We start from the raw sequence: 16,005 nt of genomic DNA on the forward strand, positions 1-16,005 counted from the left end.
CAATGAGCAGTGTAGCGACAACACAGATCAAGCTGACGCCGGAGCGGCCGCGTGCCTCGGTGCGCTCGCGCCTGCAGGACGCTCTGCCCAAGATCGTGCTGGCGCCGAGCTTCGCCATCACCATCGTCTTCGTCTACGGATTCATCCTGTGGACGATCTATCTGTCCTTCACCAATTCCAAGACCTTCCCGTCCTATGTCATCACCGGCTCGCGCGCCTATCAGCGGCTGTGGGGCTGGACTTTCGACACCGACCCGCCATCGAGCTGGTACACGTCGATCACCAATATGGGCATTTTCGGCTTTCTCTACATCGCCATCTGCCTGGCGCTCGGCCTGTTCCTGGCCATCCTGCTCGACCAGAAGATCCGTGGCGAAGGCGTGCTGCGGCCGATCTACCTCTATCCGATGGCGCTGTCCTTCATCGTCACCGGCGTCGCCTGGAAATGGTTCCTCGATCCCGGCCTAGGCCTTGAACAGACCTTGCATCAGTGGGGCTGGACGAGCTTCCACTTCGACTGGATCAAGAACAAGGATTTCGTCATCTACACGGTGGTCATCGCCGGCGTCTGGCAGGCCTCCGGCTTCATCATGGCGATGTTCCTGGCCGGCCTGCGCGGCATCGACGGCGAGATCATGAAGGCGGCGCAGATCGACGGCGCCACCACCTTCCAGCTCTATCGCCGCATCGTCATTCCGCTGCTGCGGCCGATCTTCCTGTCGGCCTTCATCGTGCTCGCGCACCTCGCCATCAAGTCGTACGATCTGGTGGTCGCGCTGACCTCCGGCGGCCCCGGCGGCTCGGCCTGGCTGCCGTCCAACTTCATGTATGAGTACACTTTCAAGCGCAACGAGATGGCCGTCGGTTCGGCCAGTGCGGTGATCATGCTGATGACCATCGTCGCCATCATCGTGCCCTATCTCTATTCGGAACTGCGGGAGAAGCCGCGATGAGCGCTGTCACCACCCCCGCCCGCCAGGCCTCTAGCGGCATGAGCACCAAGACCCTCAACCGTGTCGTCATCTACGGACTGCTGGCGCTGTTTGCGCTGTTCTATCTGATGCCGCTCTTCGTCATGCTGGTCACCTCGTTCAAGACCATGGACGAGATCCAGAACGGCAACATGCTGGCGCTGCCCAAGGCACCGACTTTCGACCCGTGGCTGAAGGCGTGGGGCGAGACCTGCGTCGGCCTCACCTGCGCCGGCATCAAGGGCTATTTCTGGAACTCCATTAAGATGGTGGTTCCGGCCGTGCTGATCTCGACCATGCTTGGCGCGCTCAACGGCTACGTGCTGACCAAATGGCGCTTTCGCGGCGCAACGCTGGTCTTCGGGCTGATGCTGTTTGCCTGCTTCATCCCGTTCCAGTCGGTGCTGCTACCGATGGCGACGATCCTCGGCAGCCTCGGCCGCTTCGGCGTGACCTTGCAGAACTCGGTCGGCACAAGCTTCGGCCTCGGCAACCCGACGGTCAATCTGGTCTTCGTCCATGTCGTCTACGGCCTCGGCTTCACCACGCTGTTCTTCCGCAACTACTACGAGGCGTTCCCGACCGAGCTGATCAAGGCCGCACAAGTCGACGGCGCCTCCTTCTTCCAGATCTTCCGCCGCATCATGCTGCCGAATTCGATGCCGATCTTCGTCGTCACCGTGATCTACCAGTTCACCAACATCTGGAACGACTTCCTGTTCGCTTCCGCCTACGCCGGCACCGGCGACGCCATGCCGATGACGGTGGCGCTGAACAACGTCGTCAACACCTCGACTGGCGTCGTCGAATACAATGTCAACATGGCGGCCGCGATGATCGCGGCTCTGCCCACCCTGATCGTCTATGTCGTCGCCGGCCGCTATTTCGTGCGCGGGCTGATGGCGGGCGCGGTCAAAGGCTGAGCTATCAGGAAGGAACGACCCATGGCTTTTCTGGAAATTGATGGGCTGAAGAAGCGCTTCGGGAATGTTGAGATCCTGAAGGGCATCGATGTCGAGCTCGAAAAGGGCGGCTTCCTGGTGCTGGTCGGTCCGTCCGGCTGCGGCAAGTCCACACTGCTCAACACCATCGCCGGCCTGGAGCAGATCACCGAGGGCGAGATCCGCGTCGACGGCCGCGCCATCAACGATCTGCACCCTTCCAAGCGCGATATCGCCATGGTGTTCCAGAGCTACGCGCTCTATCCGAACATGACGGTGGCCGGGAACATCTCGTTTGGCATGGAGATGCGCGGCGTGCCGGCCGACGAGCGCCAGAAGGCGATCGACAAGGTGGCCAAGGTCCTGCAGATCGGCCACTTGCTGCAGCGCAAGCCGAGCCAGTTGTCCGGCGGCCAACGCCAACGCGTTGCCATGGGCCGGGCGTTGGTGCGCGACCCCAAGCTGTTCCTGTTCGACGAGCCTTTGTCCAACCTTGACGCCAAGCTGCGCGTCGACATGCGCATTGAAATCAAGCGCCTGCATGCCACGACAGGCACAACAATCGTCTACGTCACCCACGACCAGATCGAGGCGATGACGCTGGCGACCAAGATCGCCGTCATGCGCGACGGCGAGGTGCAGCAGTTCGGCACACCGGCCGAAATCTACAACAACCCCACCAACCTGTTCGTCGCCGACTTCATGGGCTCGCCGGCGATGAACCTGATCCCGGCGACCATCGCCACATCGGGCAATGCGCTGTCCGTCGTGCTGCAGCGCGAGGCACGCGAGCCGATCACGCTGCCGATGGCCAATGCGCCGGCGGGTCTCTCGGCATTCCAGGGCAAGCCGATCATCTTCGGCGTCCGCCCCGAAGCGCTGACCGATCCGGAAGGCGCCGAGCGCAATGCCTCGAACATCGCTACCGCCGAACTGCACATCGAGGTCGTCGAGCCGGCGGGATCCGATACCTTCGCCGTCACCAATCTCGGCGGCAAGGGCGTTGTCGCGCGGCTGCGCGCCGACGCCAACATCCAGCCGGGCACCAGCACGCCGCTCGCCTTCAACCTGACCAAGGCGGTGTTCTTCGATCCGGCGACAGAGAGCCGCATTCGCTAATGTATGTCGCCCAAAAATGGATCCGGTTTTGGGGCAACGACATGCATCAAAACAAAAAACCTAAAGCGCGTCGGGACGCGATTTAGGCCATGACAAATCCGGACATCGTCATCATCGGCTCCGGCATCGGCGGCGCCACGATCGCCTCCGGTCTGGCCGGCAGCGGTGCCTCCATCCTGATGCTGGAGCGCGGCGAGCCTTTGCCGGCAACCCCGCATGCGCGCGACACGCGCTCCATCTTCGTCGACGGCCACTACCGGCCAAAGGAGATGTGGCGCGAGGCCGGCGGTGCCGCCTTCAACCCCGGCAATTACTACTATGTCGGCGGCAATTCGAAATTCTACGGCGCGGTGCTGATCCGCTACCGCAAGGAAGATTTTTCGGCCATGGAACACTTTGGCGGCGTCTCGCCAGCCTGGCCATTTTCCTATGACGAATTCGAGCCCTGGTATTCCAGGGCCGAGCAGCTGTTTCGCGTGCGCGGCACGCTGGGCGAGGATCCGACCGAACCGTTCCACTCGATCCCTTATGCCTTCAAGCCGGTGCCCGACGAAGCGCCGATCGCGCGCGCCCGCGCCGAGCTTAGGGGACTCGGCCTGCATCCGGCCTCGCTGCCGCTCGGCGTCGACATCGACACCTGGTTGAAGGAAGGCAAGACCGGCTGGGACGCTTTCCCCAACACCGGCCAGGGCAAGATGGACGCCCAGACAGCACCGCTGGTGGCGGCGCTGAAGGACAGCAACATCCGGCTCGAGACCGGCTGCTATGTCGAGTATCTCGAAGCGGCACCCGATGGCAAAACCATCGCCGCGATCCATTACCGCCAGAATGGCGAGGCGAAGATAGTGTCGCCGAAGCTGGTCATTCTGTCCGCGGGCGCGGTCAATTCGGCCGTCATCCTGCTGCGTTCGCCTTCACCGGATGGCAAGGGCCTTGCCAATCGTTCCGACCAGGTCGGTCGTAATTTCATGAACCACAATTCCAGCGCCATGCTGGCCATCGACCCGCGCCGCAGGAACGATTCCGTCTACCAGAAGACGTTGATGCTGAACGACTATTATCTCTCCGACGGCAAGGGCGGCAAACCGCTCGGCAATGTTCAGCTTCTCGGCAAGATCGACGGCAACATGCTGAAGGCCAATGTGAAGTCGGTGCCGAAATTCGCACTCGATTACATGGCCGGCCATGCCGTCGACTGGTACCTGATGTGCGAGGACCTGCCCGATCCGGAAAGCCGCATCATGGTCGACGGCAAGGACATCGTCATGCAGTGGCGGCGCTCCAACATGCAGTCGCTCGACGGGCTGACCAAGGTGATGCGCGAAAACTTCCGCGCCTGCGGTTATCCCCTTGTGCTGTCGCGCCCGTTCGACAAGCGCACGCCCTCGCACCAGTGCGGCACGGTCAAGATGGGCGACGATCCGGCGACCGCGCCGCTCGATCCGTTCTGCCGCGCCTTCGACCACCAGAACCTGTTCGTCGTCGACGGCAGTTTTCTGCCGAACTCGGCTGCGGTGAATCCGGCACTGTCGATCGCCGCCCAGGCGCTGCGTGTCGCCGACCACATCCGCAGGACGGAGCTTGCCGCATGAGCCGCCCCGCGGCCATCGTCACCGGCGGCGCGCGCGGCATTGGGCTGGCTTGCGCCGAGGCTCTGGCCGATGCCGGCTTCGACATTCTGGTCGCCGACCTTGCCGAACAGGCGCCTGATGGGCTGGCCGCCAACATCACAGCGCGTGGCGCGAAATTCGCCTATGGCAGCTGTGACATCGCCAATCTCGACAGCCACGCCATACTTGTCGACGCCGCCATCAGCGCCTTCGGCCGCATCGACTGTCTCGTCAACAATGCCGGCGTGGGCGCCGTGGTGCGCGGCGACCTGCTGGAGCTCAAGCCCGACAATTTCGACCGCACACTGGGCATCAATCTGCGCGGCACCGTGTTCCTCAGCCAGGCCGTCGCCAAGGCGATGCTGACCACCCCTGGCGATCATCCCCGATCGATCATCACCATCACATCGGTCAGCGCCGAGATGGCCTCGCCGGAACGCTCCGACTATTGCATCTCGAAGGCCGGCCTATCGATGTGGGTGAAGAACCTGGCGCTGCGGCTCGCCCCGGAAAACATCGGCGTGTTCGAGTTGCGGCCGGGCATCATCCGCACCGACATGACGGCAGGCGTGACCGCCAAATATGACGCCCTCATCGAAGGTGGACTGGTGCCGGCAAAACGCTGGGGCGAAGCGTCAGACATCGGCGCGGTGGTGGCGACGCTCGCTGCCGGCAAGCTCGGCTTTTCGACCGGCTCGATCATCAATGTCGACGGCGCGCTCTCCGTGCCGCGGCTCTGAACGGATGAAAAAATGACCGACTATATCATCGTGGGCGCCGGCCCGGCCGGCTGTGTTCTGGCCAACCGGCTGAGCGAGGATCCCTTGAATTCCGTGCTGCTGCTGGAAGCCGGCGGCAAGGACTGGCATCCCTACATCCATATGCCAGCGGGCTTCGCCAAGATGACCAAGGGCATCGCCTCCTGGGGCTGGTCGACCGTGCCGCAGAGAAACATGAAGGATCGCGTCTTCCGGTACACGCAGGCCAAGGTGGTTGGCGGCGGCTCCTCCATCAACGCCCAGATCTACACGCGCGGCAACGCCCGCGACTACGACGCCTGGGAGAAGGAAGAGGGTCTCGCCGGCTGGGGCTATCGCGACGTGCTGCCCTACTTCAAGCGCGCCGAAAACAACCAGCGCTACGCCAACGATTTTCACGGCGACCAGGGTCCGCTCGGCGTGTCCAACCCGATTTCGCCGCTGCCGATCTGCGAGGCCTATTTCCGCGCCGGCCAGGAGATGGGCATTCCCTTCAACCCGGATTTCAACGGCGCCAGCCAGGAGGGCGTCGGCTACTACCAGCTGACCCAGAAAGACGCCCGGCGTTCCTCCGCCTCGGTCGCCTATCTCAAGCCGATCCGCGCGCGCAAGAATCTCACCGTCAGGACCGACGTGCTGGTGACCCGAATCGTCGTCGAAAAGGGTCGCGCCATCGGCGTCGAGATCATCGACAAACCGGGCGGTCAGACAAAAATCCTGCGCGCCGAGCGCGAGGTGATCGTCTCGTCCGGCGCCATCGGCTCGCCCAAGCTGCTGATGCAGTCAGGCATCGGCCCGGCCGATCACCTGAAGTCGGTCGGCGTCACGCCGGTGCATGACCTGCCCGGGGTCGGCTCAAACATGCAGGATCATCTCGATTTGTTCGTCATCGCCGAATGCACCGGCGATCACACCTATGACAACTACGCCAAGCTGCACCGCACGGCCTGGGCCGGCCTGCAATATCTGCTTTTGAAGAAAGGACCGGTGGCCTCCAGCCTGTTCGAGACCGGCGGCTTCTGGTACGCCGACCCCACCGCCGCCTCGCCCGACATCCAGTTCCATCTCGGCCTGGGCTCCGGCATCGAAGCCGGTGTCGAGAAGCTGAACAATCCCGGGGTCACCTTGAACTCGGCCTTCCTGCGGCCGCGCTCACGCGGCACGGTGCGGCTGAAGAGTGCCAATCCGGCCGACCATCCGCTGATCGATCCCAACTACTGGTCCGATCCCTATGATCGCGCCATGTCGATCAAAGGGCTGCGGTTGGCGCGCGAGATCATGCGGCAAAAGGCGCTTGCCCCTTACGTGCTGCGCGAAGTGTTGCCTGGCCCGTCACTCGCCAGCGACGACGAACTCTTCGACTATGCCTGCCGCACCTCCAAGACCGACCATCACCCCGTCGGCACCTGCCGCATGGGCCATGACGACATGGCCGTCGTGACCCCGGACCTGCGGCTGCGCGGCATCGAAGGTCTGCGCGTCTGCGACGCCTCGGTGATGCCGCGTGTGCCCTCCTCCAACACCAATGCCCCGACCATCATGGTCGGCGAAAAGGGTGCCGATCTGGTGCTCGGCCGCGAGCCGCTGCCGCCGGCTGTGTTTTCCGGAAACCGGGCTGCTTAGGAGCAAAAAAGATGATCAGGCACTGTGTCTTCGTCAGGTTTCGCGACGATGTCCCCGACGGTGAGCGCGCGGCGATCCATGCCGACCTCGAGGCGCTGCGAAAGGTGATCGATGGCATGGACACCGTCCAGTTCAGCGCCAATGTCAGCCCTGAACCCTTCGCGCGCGGCTTCAGCCATGGCTTCACCATCGATTTCCGCGATGCCGCCGCGCGCGACGCCTATCTCGTGCACGAAGCCCATCGGCGCGCCGGCGCCCGGCTGGTGGCCGCACTCGAAGGCAGCACCGACGGTTTGATGGTCTTCGATCTCGATCTTACGAAAAAGTGACCGCCGGTTCTTCGAAAGCCGGCTGATCGCTGTTCTCTTTTGCTAACCGGGCGACATATCGTTGCTCCGGGGAGCCAAAGGAGGACGCCTTGAATCTCACTGCCGAGCAGAAGAAAACCGTTCTGGCCTCATTCCTGGGCTGGACGCTCGATGCTTTTGATTTCTTCCTTCTGACATTCCTGCTCACCGATATTGCGAGTGAATTCCAGACGGATGTCCCGGCAGTCTCAAAGGCATTGTTCCTGACCTTGGCAACGCGCTTCATCGGCGCGTTCTTCTTTGGCATGCTCGCCGACAAATATGGGCGCAAGCCCATCCTCATGCTCAACATTGTCAGCTATTCGGTGATCGGCGCGCTCGCCGCCTTCTCGCCCAATCTCGGCATTTTCCTCGCCTTGCGTGCCTTGTTCGGCATCGCCATGGGTGGCGAATGGGGGCTTGGCAGTTCGCTCGCCATGGAATCCGTCCCGCCCAGCGCACGCGGCATTGTCTCGGGCATCCTGCAATGCGGCTATCCGGCCGGCTACCTCCTGGCGGCCGTGGTCTATGGCCTGCTCTATCAGCAGACGATCGGCGGCTACACGATCGGCTGGCGCGCCATGTTCCTGCTCTCCTTCATCCCGGCGCTGATCGTGCTCTTCATCCGCTCGCACGTGCCGGAATCGCCTGCCTTCGTCGAGGCGCAGAAGGCACCCAGGCCTGGCTTGCTGGAAACGCTGCAGAAGCATTGGGGTGTCGCGCTCTATGCCGTCGTGCTGATGATGTTCTTCAACTTCTTCAGCCATGGCACGCAGGACCTCTACCCGACCTTCCTGAAGAAGCAGCACGGCTTCGATCCGCACACGGTGAGTTGGATCACCATCGTCGCCAATCTCGGCGCCATTGTCGGCGGCCTGACATTCGGCGCACTGTCGGAGAAGATCGGCCGCGTCAACGCCATCACGCTCGCCTGCGTGATCGCCCTGCCGTCGATCCCGCTGTGGGCCTACTCGACCACGCCGTTCATGCTGGCCATCGGCGCCTTCATCATGCAGGTCTCGGTCCAGGGGGCCTGGGGCGTCATTCCGGTGCACCTCAATGAACTCTCGCCCGGCGCGGTGCGCGCGACCTTGCCCGGCTTCATCTACCAGGCCGGCAATCTCGCTGCCTCCTATGGCGGTCCGTATCAGGCCGGGATCGCGGAAAGCGCCGGAGGCAGCTACGGCTATGCGCTGGCGCTCTTTGCCGGCGTGGTTGCCGTCTGCATCATCGTCGTCATCCGCTTCAGTCCGGAACGGCGTGGCCAGGTGATGACGGTTCTGGAGCGCAGCTAACCCAGCCGCAGCGCGATAACCCCGGCGACAATGCTGAGCGCGGCGGCACCGCGCCAGCCCGTCATCTTCTCGCCGAGCGCGTAGACCGAGATCATCATGGCAAACAGGATCGAGGTCTCGCGCAGCGATGCCACCGAGGCGATCGGCGCTTTGGTCATAGCCCACATCACAATCCAGTAGGCGGCACCACTGAGCACGCCGGTGAACAGCCCGGCTTTCCAGTCGCGCGCCAGCACAGGCAGTGCCTTGGGCCCACGGAAGATGAGGCACAGCACCAGCGCGCCAAAGGCGTCGCAGATGAACAGCCAGGCGGCATAGCTCTGCGCGGTTGCTGCCAGCCGCGCGCCGCTGCCGTCCGAGAGCGTATAGCTGGAGATGAAAATCGAAGTGCCGAGCGCAAAGCCGACCGCGCGCAGATTGATCCGCTCCAGATGCGCGCCGCCGCGAAACGACATCACCAGCGTGCCGGCCGACAGTAGCAATATGCCGAGGATGGCGAACGGCGCCGGCATCTCCTGCACCACAACAACGCCGCCGAGCGCGGTCAGCAGGGGCGCCGTGCCCCGCGCCAGCGGATAGGTCTGGGCGAAATCACCGGCCTTGTAGGCGCCGATCAGGAAGGTGCGGTAGCCCATGTGGAAAATGACAGAGGCGATGATGTAGGGCCACACCTCCGCTTTCGGAAACTCGACGAAGGGCAGCACCACGAGGGCGGCGGCGCCCATGCCGAGCGTCATCAGCGTGATCGACAGAAAGCGGTCGAGGTGGACCTTGACCAGCGCGTTCCAGATCGCGTGCATGGCGGCGGCGGCAAGCACCGCGAAGAAGACGAAAAGCGTCATTTCGGGCTTACCGACCTCCCAAGCCGAGCGGCGGTTCAAGATCGACATCGATCCTGACCGGGAAGTGATCGGACGCCACCTCGCCTATATCAGATCCGACCGAACGCACTCGCCCGGCGAACATGCCGCCGACGAAACAGTGGTCGAGCCGACGCTTTGCCAGTCTGCCATCGATGATCTTCTCATGGGTGTGGAAGTCATCAGCCGATTCGATCGCCACCGCGGCGGCATCGACGAAGCCGTCGAGATAGGCCGCACCGCGATGATAGGGCGTGCTGCCGACGATGCGCCGGTATTCGGCGCTGCCCGGCTCCATGTTGAAATCGCCCATCCAGATCGCCGCCAGCGGGTTTTCCGGCTCGGGCTCGCCGCTGGTCCAGTTGCGCGCAGGCTCGTCGTCGGTACCGCTCCACGGCCCGCCGTCGGTGGGCGCGCGGCGGTGTTGCGCGAGCAGATAGTCGATCTGCTCCAGCCGCTCTTCGGCCGCGATATGCGCGAGATGCAGCGACAGTATCCGCACCGGGCCAGCCGGCGTGCGGATCATGCATTCGAGTGCCGCATTGCGGGTGTTGAGCGGCTGCAGAGTGCGGCGCATTGGCAGCGCATGCAGCCGCGACCAGACGATCGGCAACTTCGACAGCACCATGGTGCCGAACTGTCGGCGCCGGTTGACCAGGCGGCCGTCGCGCCGCTCGCTGGCATCCATGTCGAAGGCCGGGCCGTAGACCCAGTGATAGTCGGGCAGCAGGCGCGACAGCAGCTCCGGCTGGTCGTCGAAATTGCTGCGCTGCCAGTGCCGCTCGACCTCCTGCAGCGCAATGATGTCGGCGCCAGCAACGATCCGCGCCGCGCGCGAAAGGTCGTAGCGACCATCACTGCCGAACCCGTACTGGATGTTGTAGCTGACCAGCTTCATTGCTTATCCGGCTCACTTTCGGTGATGGCAGTAGCGGTTCAATGGATTGGTTGCAATGTGCAGGAGAATGGCAGCGGCTTGTGCCAGACGCCTCCCCCGCCCCTTGCTGCGCGATCATGCAACGATTCCGGGCCGCTTCGGTATCCTCCGCGCGCCGGAAAACGCCGCGAGTTTTTCGCGACACCATTGGGTCAGGTCTGCCCGGTGAACCGTCCTAATAGGTCGTCAGCGGCTGGAACCGGCCAGCCGGAGACGCCGCCAGTTCCGCCCAGTCGATCTCTTCCTCAAGCCGGTGATAGGCTTCATCGCCGATCGTACCGTTGCGGCGCAATTCCTCCAGCGTGTCGCGCTGGCGGTTGATGGCATAGAGACGCAGCCGGTCGTATTCGGTCGCGGCTTGAGCGTCCTCCGGGTTTTCCGCGATGACGCGCTGAGCTTCGTACTGCTCGCGCACGACAGCCGCCGCGGCCGATGTCTTGCGGCTCAGCACATCGAGTGCTGCCTGCATGATGGCAACGCGCGCCTGCGCCACTTCGCGATCAACGGTCGTATCCGGGTCGAAGTTGAGTATCCGCAGCAGAGGCTTGAGCGTCATCCCCTGCAGCACCAGCGTGCCCAGAACCACGGCAAAAGCGGCAAGCACGATCGGGTCGCGGCCGGGAAAGCCGGCCGGCAGAGCAATGGCCACCACCAGCGTCACCAGCCCGCGCATGCCGCACCAACCGACGAGCACGGCGCCGCCAAATGTCGGCGCATCCCGCCTTGCGTCTTCGCTGCCGAAGCGGGAAACCCACCGAATGATCGCAACGTAACTCGCCACCCAGACGAGACGCGCCACGATGACGACGACGAGCACCGTGGCGGCGAACAGAAAGGCCTGGCCTTGCCCCTCGCCCGAAAGCCGGCCGACGATCGATCGCGCCTGCAGGCCCATCAGCACGAAAGCCAGCACGTTGAGCACGAACACCGCCGTCTCCCAGACCGAATAGGTGCTGACGCGCCGCCTTGCCGACATGTGGCGTGGCGCCCGGCGTGCAAGCGTCATGGCGTAGACGACGATGGTGATGATGGCCGAAAGGCCGAGCTTGTCGGCCAGGATCCAGACCCCGAAAGTTCCAGCGAATTGCACCACCGTGCTGCTCGCCGCATCCTCTATCTTCGTGAGCGTCAGCAGCGAGAAGCGGCCAAGCAGATAGCCGGCGATGAGGCTGCCTATGGTGGATAAAAGGATCGTCGGAATGGCGTTGCTCAGCATGATCGTGCCGAGCGCCGCCGAAACCGCCAGGCGGTAGATCAAGAGCGCTGTGGCATCGTTGAGCAGGCTCTCGCCTTGCAGGATGGCGGTGATGCGGTGCGGCACCTTGAATTGCCCTAGCACGGCGGATGCCGCCACCGCATCCGGCGGCGCGACGATGGCGCCGAGCGCGATTGCCGCGGCTATCGGCAGGCCGGCCATCTTCCAGCCGACGAAGGCAACCACGACAGTGGTGAAGACGACGGCGCCAAGCGCCAACAGCGCCAGCGACAGCCGGTAGCGCTTGAGGTCGCGCAGCGACGTGTCATAGGCGGCATCGAGAAGCACCGGCGCGATGAACAGGGCAAGCGCCAGTTCCGGATCGATCTCGATCGTTGGCGCGCCAGGCACGAAGGCAATCGCGACCCCGGCCAAGGCCAGCAGGGACGGATAGGGTATCTCCAGCCGCCGCGACAGCGCCGTCAGCGCAACGGCTGTCAAAAGCAGGATAAGGGTGAGTTCAAAAAGAGCCATGGGCTGTTACTTCAGTGAGACGGGATTGCCGGCGCAGATATACCTGCAGGATGCGGTGGATTGGCCATCAAACTCAAGCCCTCTGGCCATACGCCTCAAACCACCTCTTGCCGTACAACACGGCATGATCCTCATCGGCCAATATGACTCGCCTTTCGTGCGCCGTGTCGGCATCGCGCTGACCCTCTATAGCATCGCCTTCGAGCACCGTCCGTGGTCGGCCTTCGGCGATGCCGATGAGATTCGGCCCTACAACCCGCTGACGCGGGTGCCGACCCTGGTGCTGGACAATGGCGAGGTACTGATCGAAAGCCATTTGATGCTCGACTATCTCGATAGTTTGGTCCCAGCCGATCGAAGCATGTTTCCGAAGACGGAGCCGGCGCGCCATCAGGCGCTGAAGGTGTCAGCCCTGGCCACCGGGCTCGGCGACAAGGCGGTGAGCCTGTTCTACGAGAAGCGGCTGCACGAGAAGGTCTCCGACGTCTGGGCCGGGCGCTGTCGCACGCAGATCGAGGCCGTGCTTGCCGTGCTGGAGGCCGACCGTGCCAAATGGTCGACACCTTACTGGTTCGGCGAGCGCATCGGCCATGCCGATATCGCAGTTGCCGCCGTGCTGCGCTTCATCGGCGAGGCGCATCCAGTGCTCATTGCGCTGGCTGACTTCCCGGCGCTGGACGCGCACGCGGCACGAATGGAAGCCCTCCCGGTCTTTCAGGAGATATCACAGCCGTTCATCGCACCGGCTTGAGAGCGCCCACTTTTGGACAGGCTCCGGGTGTGCTGAGATTCAGGTCAGGCCGAGCCGGAGTCGAGACGGGCGCGAAGCGACCAAACTGGGTGGCTTCCGAGAACCGGAGCGGAGTGTACTTTTGGGTACGTGAGCACCGGAAGCACAGGAAGCCGCCATTTGCAGGCCGGCCTCACCTGAATATCGGCACAGCCTAGTGCAGCACCAGCATATCGTCGGACGAGAACGAAATCTCGGCCTTCTCGCCAACGGCGGGTGGCGGCGTCGCCGGGCTGTTGAACGTATCGAGCGAGACCGTATTGCCGCCGATGCCGACGCGGACGCGGATCACCGAACCAAGGAAGTGCACTTCGGAAATCTCGCCGGACAGGCTGGAATCGCGGCCAGGCTGACGGCCGAGTGAAATCGCTTCCGGCCGCAGCGCCAGCGACAGCGTGTCGCCGGACTTCGAGCCGTTGAGCTTGCCCTTGAGCGAGACTTGCTGCGTGTTGACCTGCACCGTGCCGGCCGCGGCATCGGTGACCTTGCCCTCGAGCACATTCAGCGTGCCGACGAAATTGGCGACGAATTTGGTCGCCGGCCGGTTGTAGATCTCGAACGGCGTACCAACCTGCTCGGCCTTGCCGCCATACATGACCGCGATGCGGTCGGAGATCGACAGCGCCTCTTCCTGGTCATGGGTGACGAAGATGGTGGTGATGCCGAGCTTCTTCTGGATCGAACGGATTTCTTCACGCAGCGAGACACGGACCTTGGCATCCAGCGCCGACAGCGGCTCGTCGAGCAGCAGCAGCTTCGGTTTCGGCGCGATCGCACGCGCCAGCGCGATACGCTGCTGCTGGCCGCCCGAGAGCTGGTAGGGGTAGCGGTCCGCCATCTGCGGCAGCTTGATGATACCCAGCATCTCGGCAACGCGGGCGTCGATGTCCGCTTTGGGCATGCCGGCGACCTTCAGGCCGAAACCGATGTTCTGCGCCACGGTCAGGTTCGGAAACAGGGCATAGGCCTGGAACACCATCCCGACATTGCGCTGATTGGGCTTCAGCCTCGTAATATCCTTGCCGCCAACGACGATCTTGCCGGCGCTCGGCTCCTCGAAACCCGCGACCATGCGCAGCACCGTTGTCTTGCCGCAGCCGGATGGTCCGAGGAAAGAGACGAATTCGCCACGTTCGACGTCGAGATTGAAATCCTCGACCACCGTGGTGGTGCCGAAGGATTTCCGAACGTGCTGGATGGAGAGGAACGGGTCGGCCATGGTGTTGTTCTTTCGATCAGTACTTTTCGATCAATTGGGGCGGTTCGCCGATCTCGGCGCAAAGCGGGACAATATCTGGATCAGCGACATGCAGCCCCAGGTGATTGCGAAGGCGATGATGGCAAGCGCCGCCGGTTCATAGGCGCGGTTGGCGCCGATGTTCTGCAGATAAGGGCCGAAGGCCGGACGGTTGAGCAGGCTTGCCATGGTGAACTCGCCGATAACGATCGCGAAGGTCAGGAATGCACCCGACAACACCGCGATCAGCACATTGGGCAGGATAACCCGGGTGATGATCGTCCCCCAGCCAGCGCCGAGAATCTGCGCCGCTTCCGTCAACGTACGCACGTCGATGGTGCGAAGCCCGGTGTCCACCGCGCGATACATATAGGGCAGCGCCAGCGTGGCATAGCCGATGACCAGCAAGGCATTGGTGCCCGTGTCGGTCGCCAGGAAGGGCAGCGGCGAATTCGAGCCGTACATTCTGATGTAGCCGAAAACGATGACGATGGCCGGGATGACCAGCGGCAGCAAGGTGATGAACTCGACGATGGGGCGCAGCTGCGGCAGGCGCAACCGGATCCAGTAGGCGGCGGGCACCACGATGAGCACGCCGAGAATGATGGTGAAGACGGCGGCAAGCACCGAATAGCCGAAGGTCGCCTGGAAGCGTTCGTCACCCAGCACGACCTTGTAGGCGTCAAAGGAATAGGCGCCGCGCCGCATGCGCATGGAGAACTCCACCGTCGCGATCAGCGGAATGAAGAAATAGGCCGCGCCCAGCGCGAAGACGACCCAGGCCCAGAACTTGCCAGCCTTCATTTGAGCCACCTCTCGGAACGGGTGCGGAACCAGATGTAGAAGACATTGGCAAGACCGGTGATGAGGATCATGCCGAAGGCGATGGCATAGCCGAGATGGGCATTGTGCAGCACGTCGCCACGGATCTGGGCATAGAGCAGGATCGGCACGATGTTGAGCGACGACCCGGTCAGCGCATAGGCGGTGGCGATGGCGCCGAAGGCATTGGCGAACAACAGGATCACCGTGCCGAGGAAGCTCGGCCAGATCACCGGAATGACCACCATGCGCCAATACTGGGACATGGTCGCACCCAGCGTTGCGGCGGCCTCGCCCCATTCCTTCTTCAGCCCGTCGATGGCCGGCACGATGATGACCACCATCAGCGGAATCTGGAAGTAGACATAGGTCAATGTCAGGCCCCAGAACGACAGGATGTTGAAGCCATGCGCGTAGATGTTGAGACCGAACAGCGTGTTCAGTATCACGGTCGCAAGGCCGAGCCGGCCGAGTGTGGCAAGGAAGGCGAAGGCCAGCGGCACGCCGGCAAAATTCGAGGCGACGCCGGAAAACGTCAGCGTCGCCGAGCGTATCCAGTCCGGCAGGCCGCCGCGTACGATGGCAATGGCAATCGCCAGCCCTGCAAAGGCGCCAATCAGCGATGAAGCAAGGCTGACCTTGATCGAAATCCAGTAGGCGGCAACGATCGACGGCTGCGCCAATGCAACTATGTTTTCGAGTGTGAATTCACCAGCATCGTTCTGGAATGCGCCCAGCATCAGGTAGAGCGTGGGCAGGATCAGGAACATGATGGCGAAGATGAAGAAGGGCGCAACGCCGAGCCATTGCGTCGGCAGCCTCATGCTGCGCGCCTCGGCGGGAGGCGCGGTCTTCCCGGAAACAGCGTGGTCGGACATTGAGATATCGGTCATGCGCCGGCTACCGTCTTCGAGAGAAAGACTTCGAGAGAAAACCGGGCGGCCGTGAAGCCGCCCGGTCGATTTC

The 16,005-nt window shown here is 63.2% G+C and carries 15 protein-coding genes; 9 read left to right on the forward strand and 6 right to left on the reverse strand.

The genetic code is table 11. The features are described 5' to 3' along the window. Positions 1–2 precede the first annotated feature (2 nt). The 8 genes from AC1DX4_RS09375 (at position 3) to AC1DX4_RS09410 (ending at position 8,664) form a co-directional block, all read left to right on the forward strand. Entirely contained in the window at positions 3–953 is a 951-nt protein-coding gene (locus AC1DX4_RS09375) for a carbohydrate ABC transporter permease (protein ID WP_172224447.1), read from the forward strand. Next, positions 950–1,894 (forward strand): carbohydrate ABC transporter permease, encoded by a 945-nt coding sequence (locus AC1DX4_RS09380; RefSeq protein WP_477220051.1) that lies wholly within the window; start codon positions 950–952, stop codon positions 1,892–1,894. The genes AC1DX4_RS09375 and AC1DX4_RS09380 overlap by 4 nt, the downstream gene beginning before the upstream one ends. 21 nt (positions 1,895–1,915) lie before the next feature. After that, the gene (locus AC1DX4_RS09385) at positions 1,916–3,031 is read left to right on the forward strand and encodes an ABC transporter ATP-binding protein (RefSeq protein WP_477220052.1); all 1,116 of its coding nucleotides are present in this window, start codon (positions 1,916–1,918) and stop codon (positions 3,029–3,031) included. A gap of 89 nt (positions 3,032–3,120) precedes the next feature. Beyond that, positions 3,121–4,623 carry a GMC oxidoreductase gene (locus tag AC1DX4_RS09390; RefSeq protein ID WP_477220053.1) on the forward strand — a complete coding sequence of 501 codons (1,503 nt, stop codon included), beginning with the start codon at positions 3,121–3,123 and terminating at the stop codon, positions 4,621–4,623. Next, on the forward strand, positions 4,620–5,381 hold the full coding sequence (locus tag AC1DX4_RS09395) for a 3-ketoacyl-ACP reductase (protein ID WP_477220054.1): 762 nt from the start codon (positions 4,620–4,622) through the stop codon (positions 5,379–5,381). Before AC1DX4_RS09390 ends, AC1DX4_RS09395 begins: the two co-directional genes overlap by 4 nt. Positions 5,382–5,393: 12 nt before the next feature. Beyond that, positions 5,394–7,022, forward strand: coding sequence for a GMC family oxidoreductase (locus tag AC1DX4_RS09400; protein ID WP_477220055.1), 1,629 nt, complete (start codon positions 5,394–5,396; stop codon positions 7,020–7,022). A gap of 11 nt (positions 7,023–7,033) precedes the next feature. Next, positions 7,034–7,351 carry a Dabb family protein gene (locus AC1DX4_RS09405; protein WP_477220056.1) on the forward strand — a complete coding sequence of 106 codons (318 nt, stop codon included), beginning with the start codon at positions 7,034–7,036 and terminating at the stop codon, positions 7,349–7,351. An 89-nt stretch (positions 7,352–7,440) separates the two neighbouring features. Continuing rightward, positions 7,441–8,664 carry an MFS transporter gene (locus AC1DX4_RS09410; protein WP_477220057.1) on the forward strand — a complete coding sequence of 408 codons (1,224 nt, stop codon included), beginning with the start codon at positions 7,441–7,443 and terminating at the stop codon, positions 8,662–8,664. On the opposite strand, the gene AC1DX4_RS09415 is transcribed toward AC1DX4_RS09410, so the two are convergent. The 3 genes from AC1DX4_RS09415 to AC1DX4_RS09425 form a co-directional block, all read right to left on the reverse strand. After that, positions 8,661–9,506 (reverse strand): EamA family transporter, encoded by an 846-nt coding sequence (locus AC1DX4_RS09415; RefSeq protein WP_477220058.1) that lies wholly within the window; start codon positions 9,504–9,506, stop codon positions 8,661–8,663. The two genes, AC1DX4_RS09410 and AC1DX4_RS09415, sit on opposite strands and share 4 nt — an antisense overlap. Positions 9,507–9,513: 7 nt before the next feature. Next, entirely contained in the window at positions 9,514–10,422 is a 909-nt protein-coding gene (locus AC1DX4_RS09420) for an endonuclease/exonuclease/phosphatase family protein (protein WP_477220059.1), read from the reverse strand. A 214-nt stretch (positions 10,423–10,636) separates the two neighbouring features. Beyond that, a complete protein-coding gene (locus AC1DX4_RS09425; protein ID WP_477220060.1) occupies positions 10,637–12,190 on the reverse strand; it encodes a cation:proton antiporter in 1,554 nt (517 codons plus the stop codon). A 124-nt stretch (positions 12,191–12,314) separates the two neighbouring features. Here AC1DX4_RS09425 and AC1DX4_RS09430 point away from each other — a divergent pair, with 124 nt between their 5' ends. Next, positions 12,315–12,941: a glutathione S-transferase family protein gene (locus AC1DX4_RS09430; RefSeq protein ID WP_477220061.1), complete on the forward strand. Its 627-nt coding sequence runs from the start codon at positions 12,315–12,317 to the stop codon at positions 12,939–12,941. 193 nt (positions 12,942–13,134) lie between these two features. Here the strand turns inward: AC1DX4_RS09430 and AC1DX4_RS09435 are convergent, their stop codons facing one another. Genes AC1DX4_RS09435 through AC1DX4_RS09445 form a run of 3 tightly spaced genes read right to left on the reverse strand, consistent with a single transcriptional unit; the run spans position 13,135 to position 15,932 of the window. Then, entirely contained in the window at positions 13,135–14,199 is a 1,065-nt protein-coding gene (locus tag AC1DX4_RS09435; RefSeq protein WP_477220062.1) for an ABC transporter ATP-binding protein, read from the reverse strand. Positions 14,200–14,229: 30 nt separating this feature from the next. Continuing rightward, positions 14,230–15,021, reverse strand: coding sequence for an ABC transporter permease (locus AC1DX4_RS09440; RefSeq protein ID WP_477220063.1), 792 nt, complete (start codon positions 15,019–15,021; stop codon positions 14,230–14,232). After that, complete coding sequence (locus tag AC1DX4_RS09445) at positions 15,018–15,932, reverse strand: ABC transporter permease (protein ID WP_477220064.1); 915 nt, start codon at positions 15,930–15,932, stop codon at positions 15,018–15,020. Before AC1DX4_RS09445 ends, AC1DX4_RS09440 begins: the two co-directional genes overlap by 4 nt. Positions 15,933–16,005 lie beyond the last annotated feature (73 nt).

The sequence above is a fragment of the Mesorhizobium sp. P3_A8 genome, assembly GCF_056402995.1.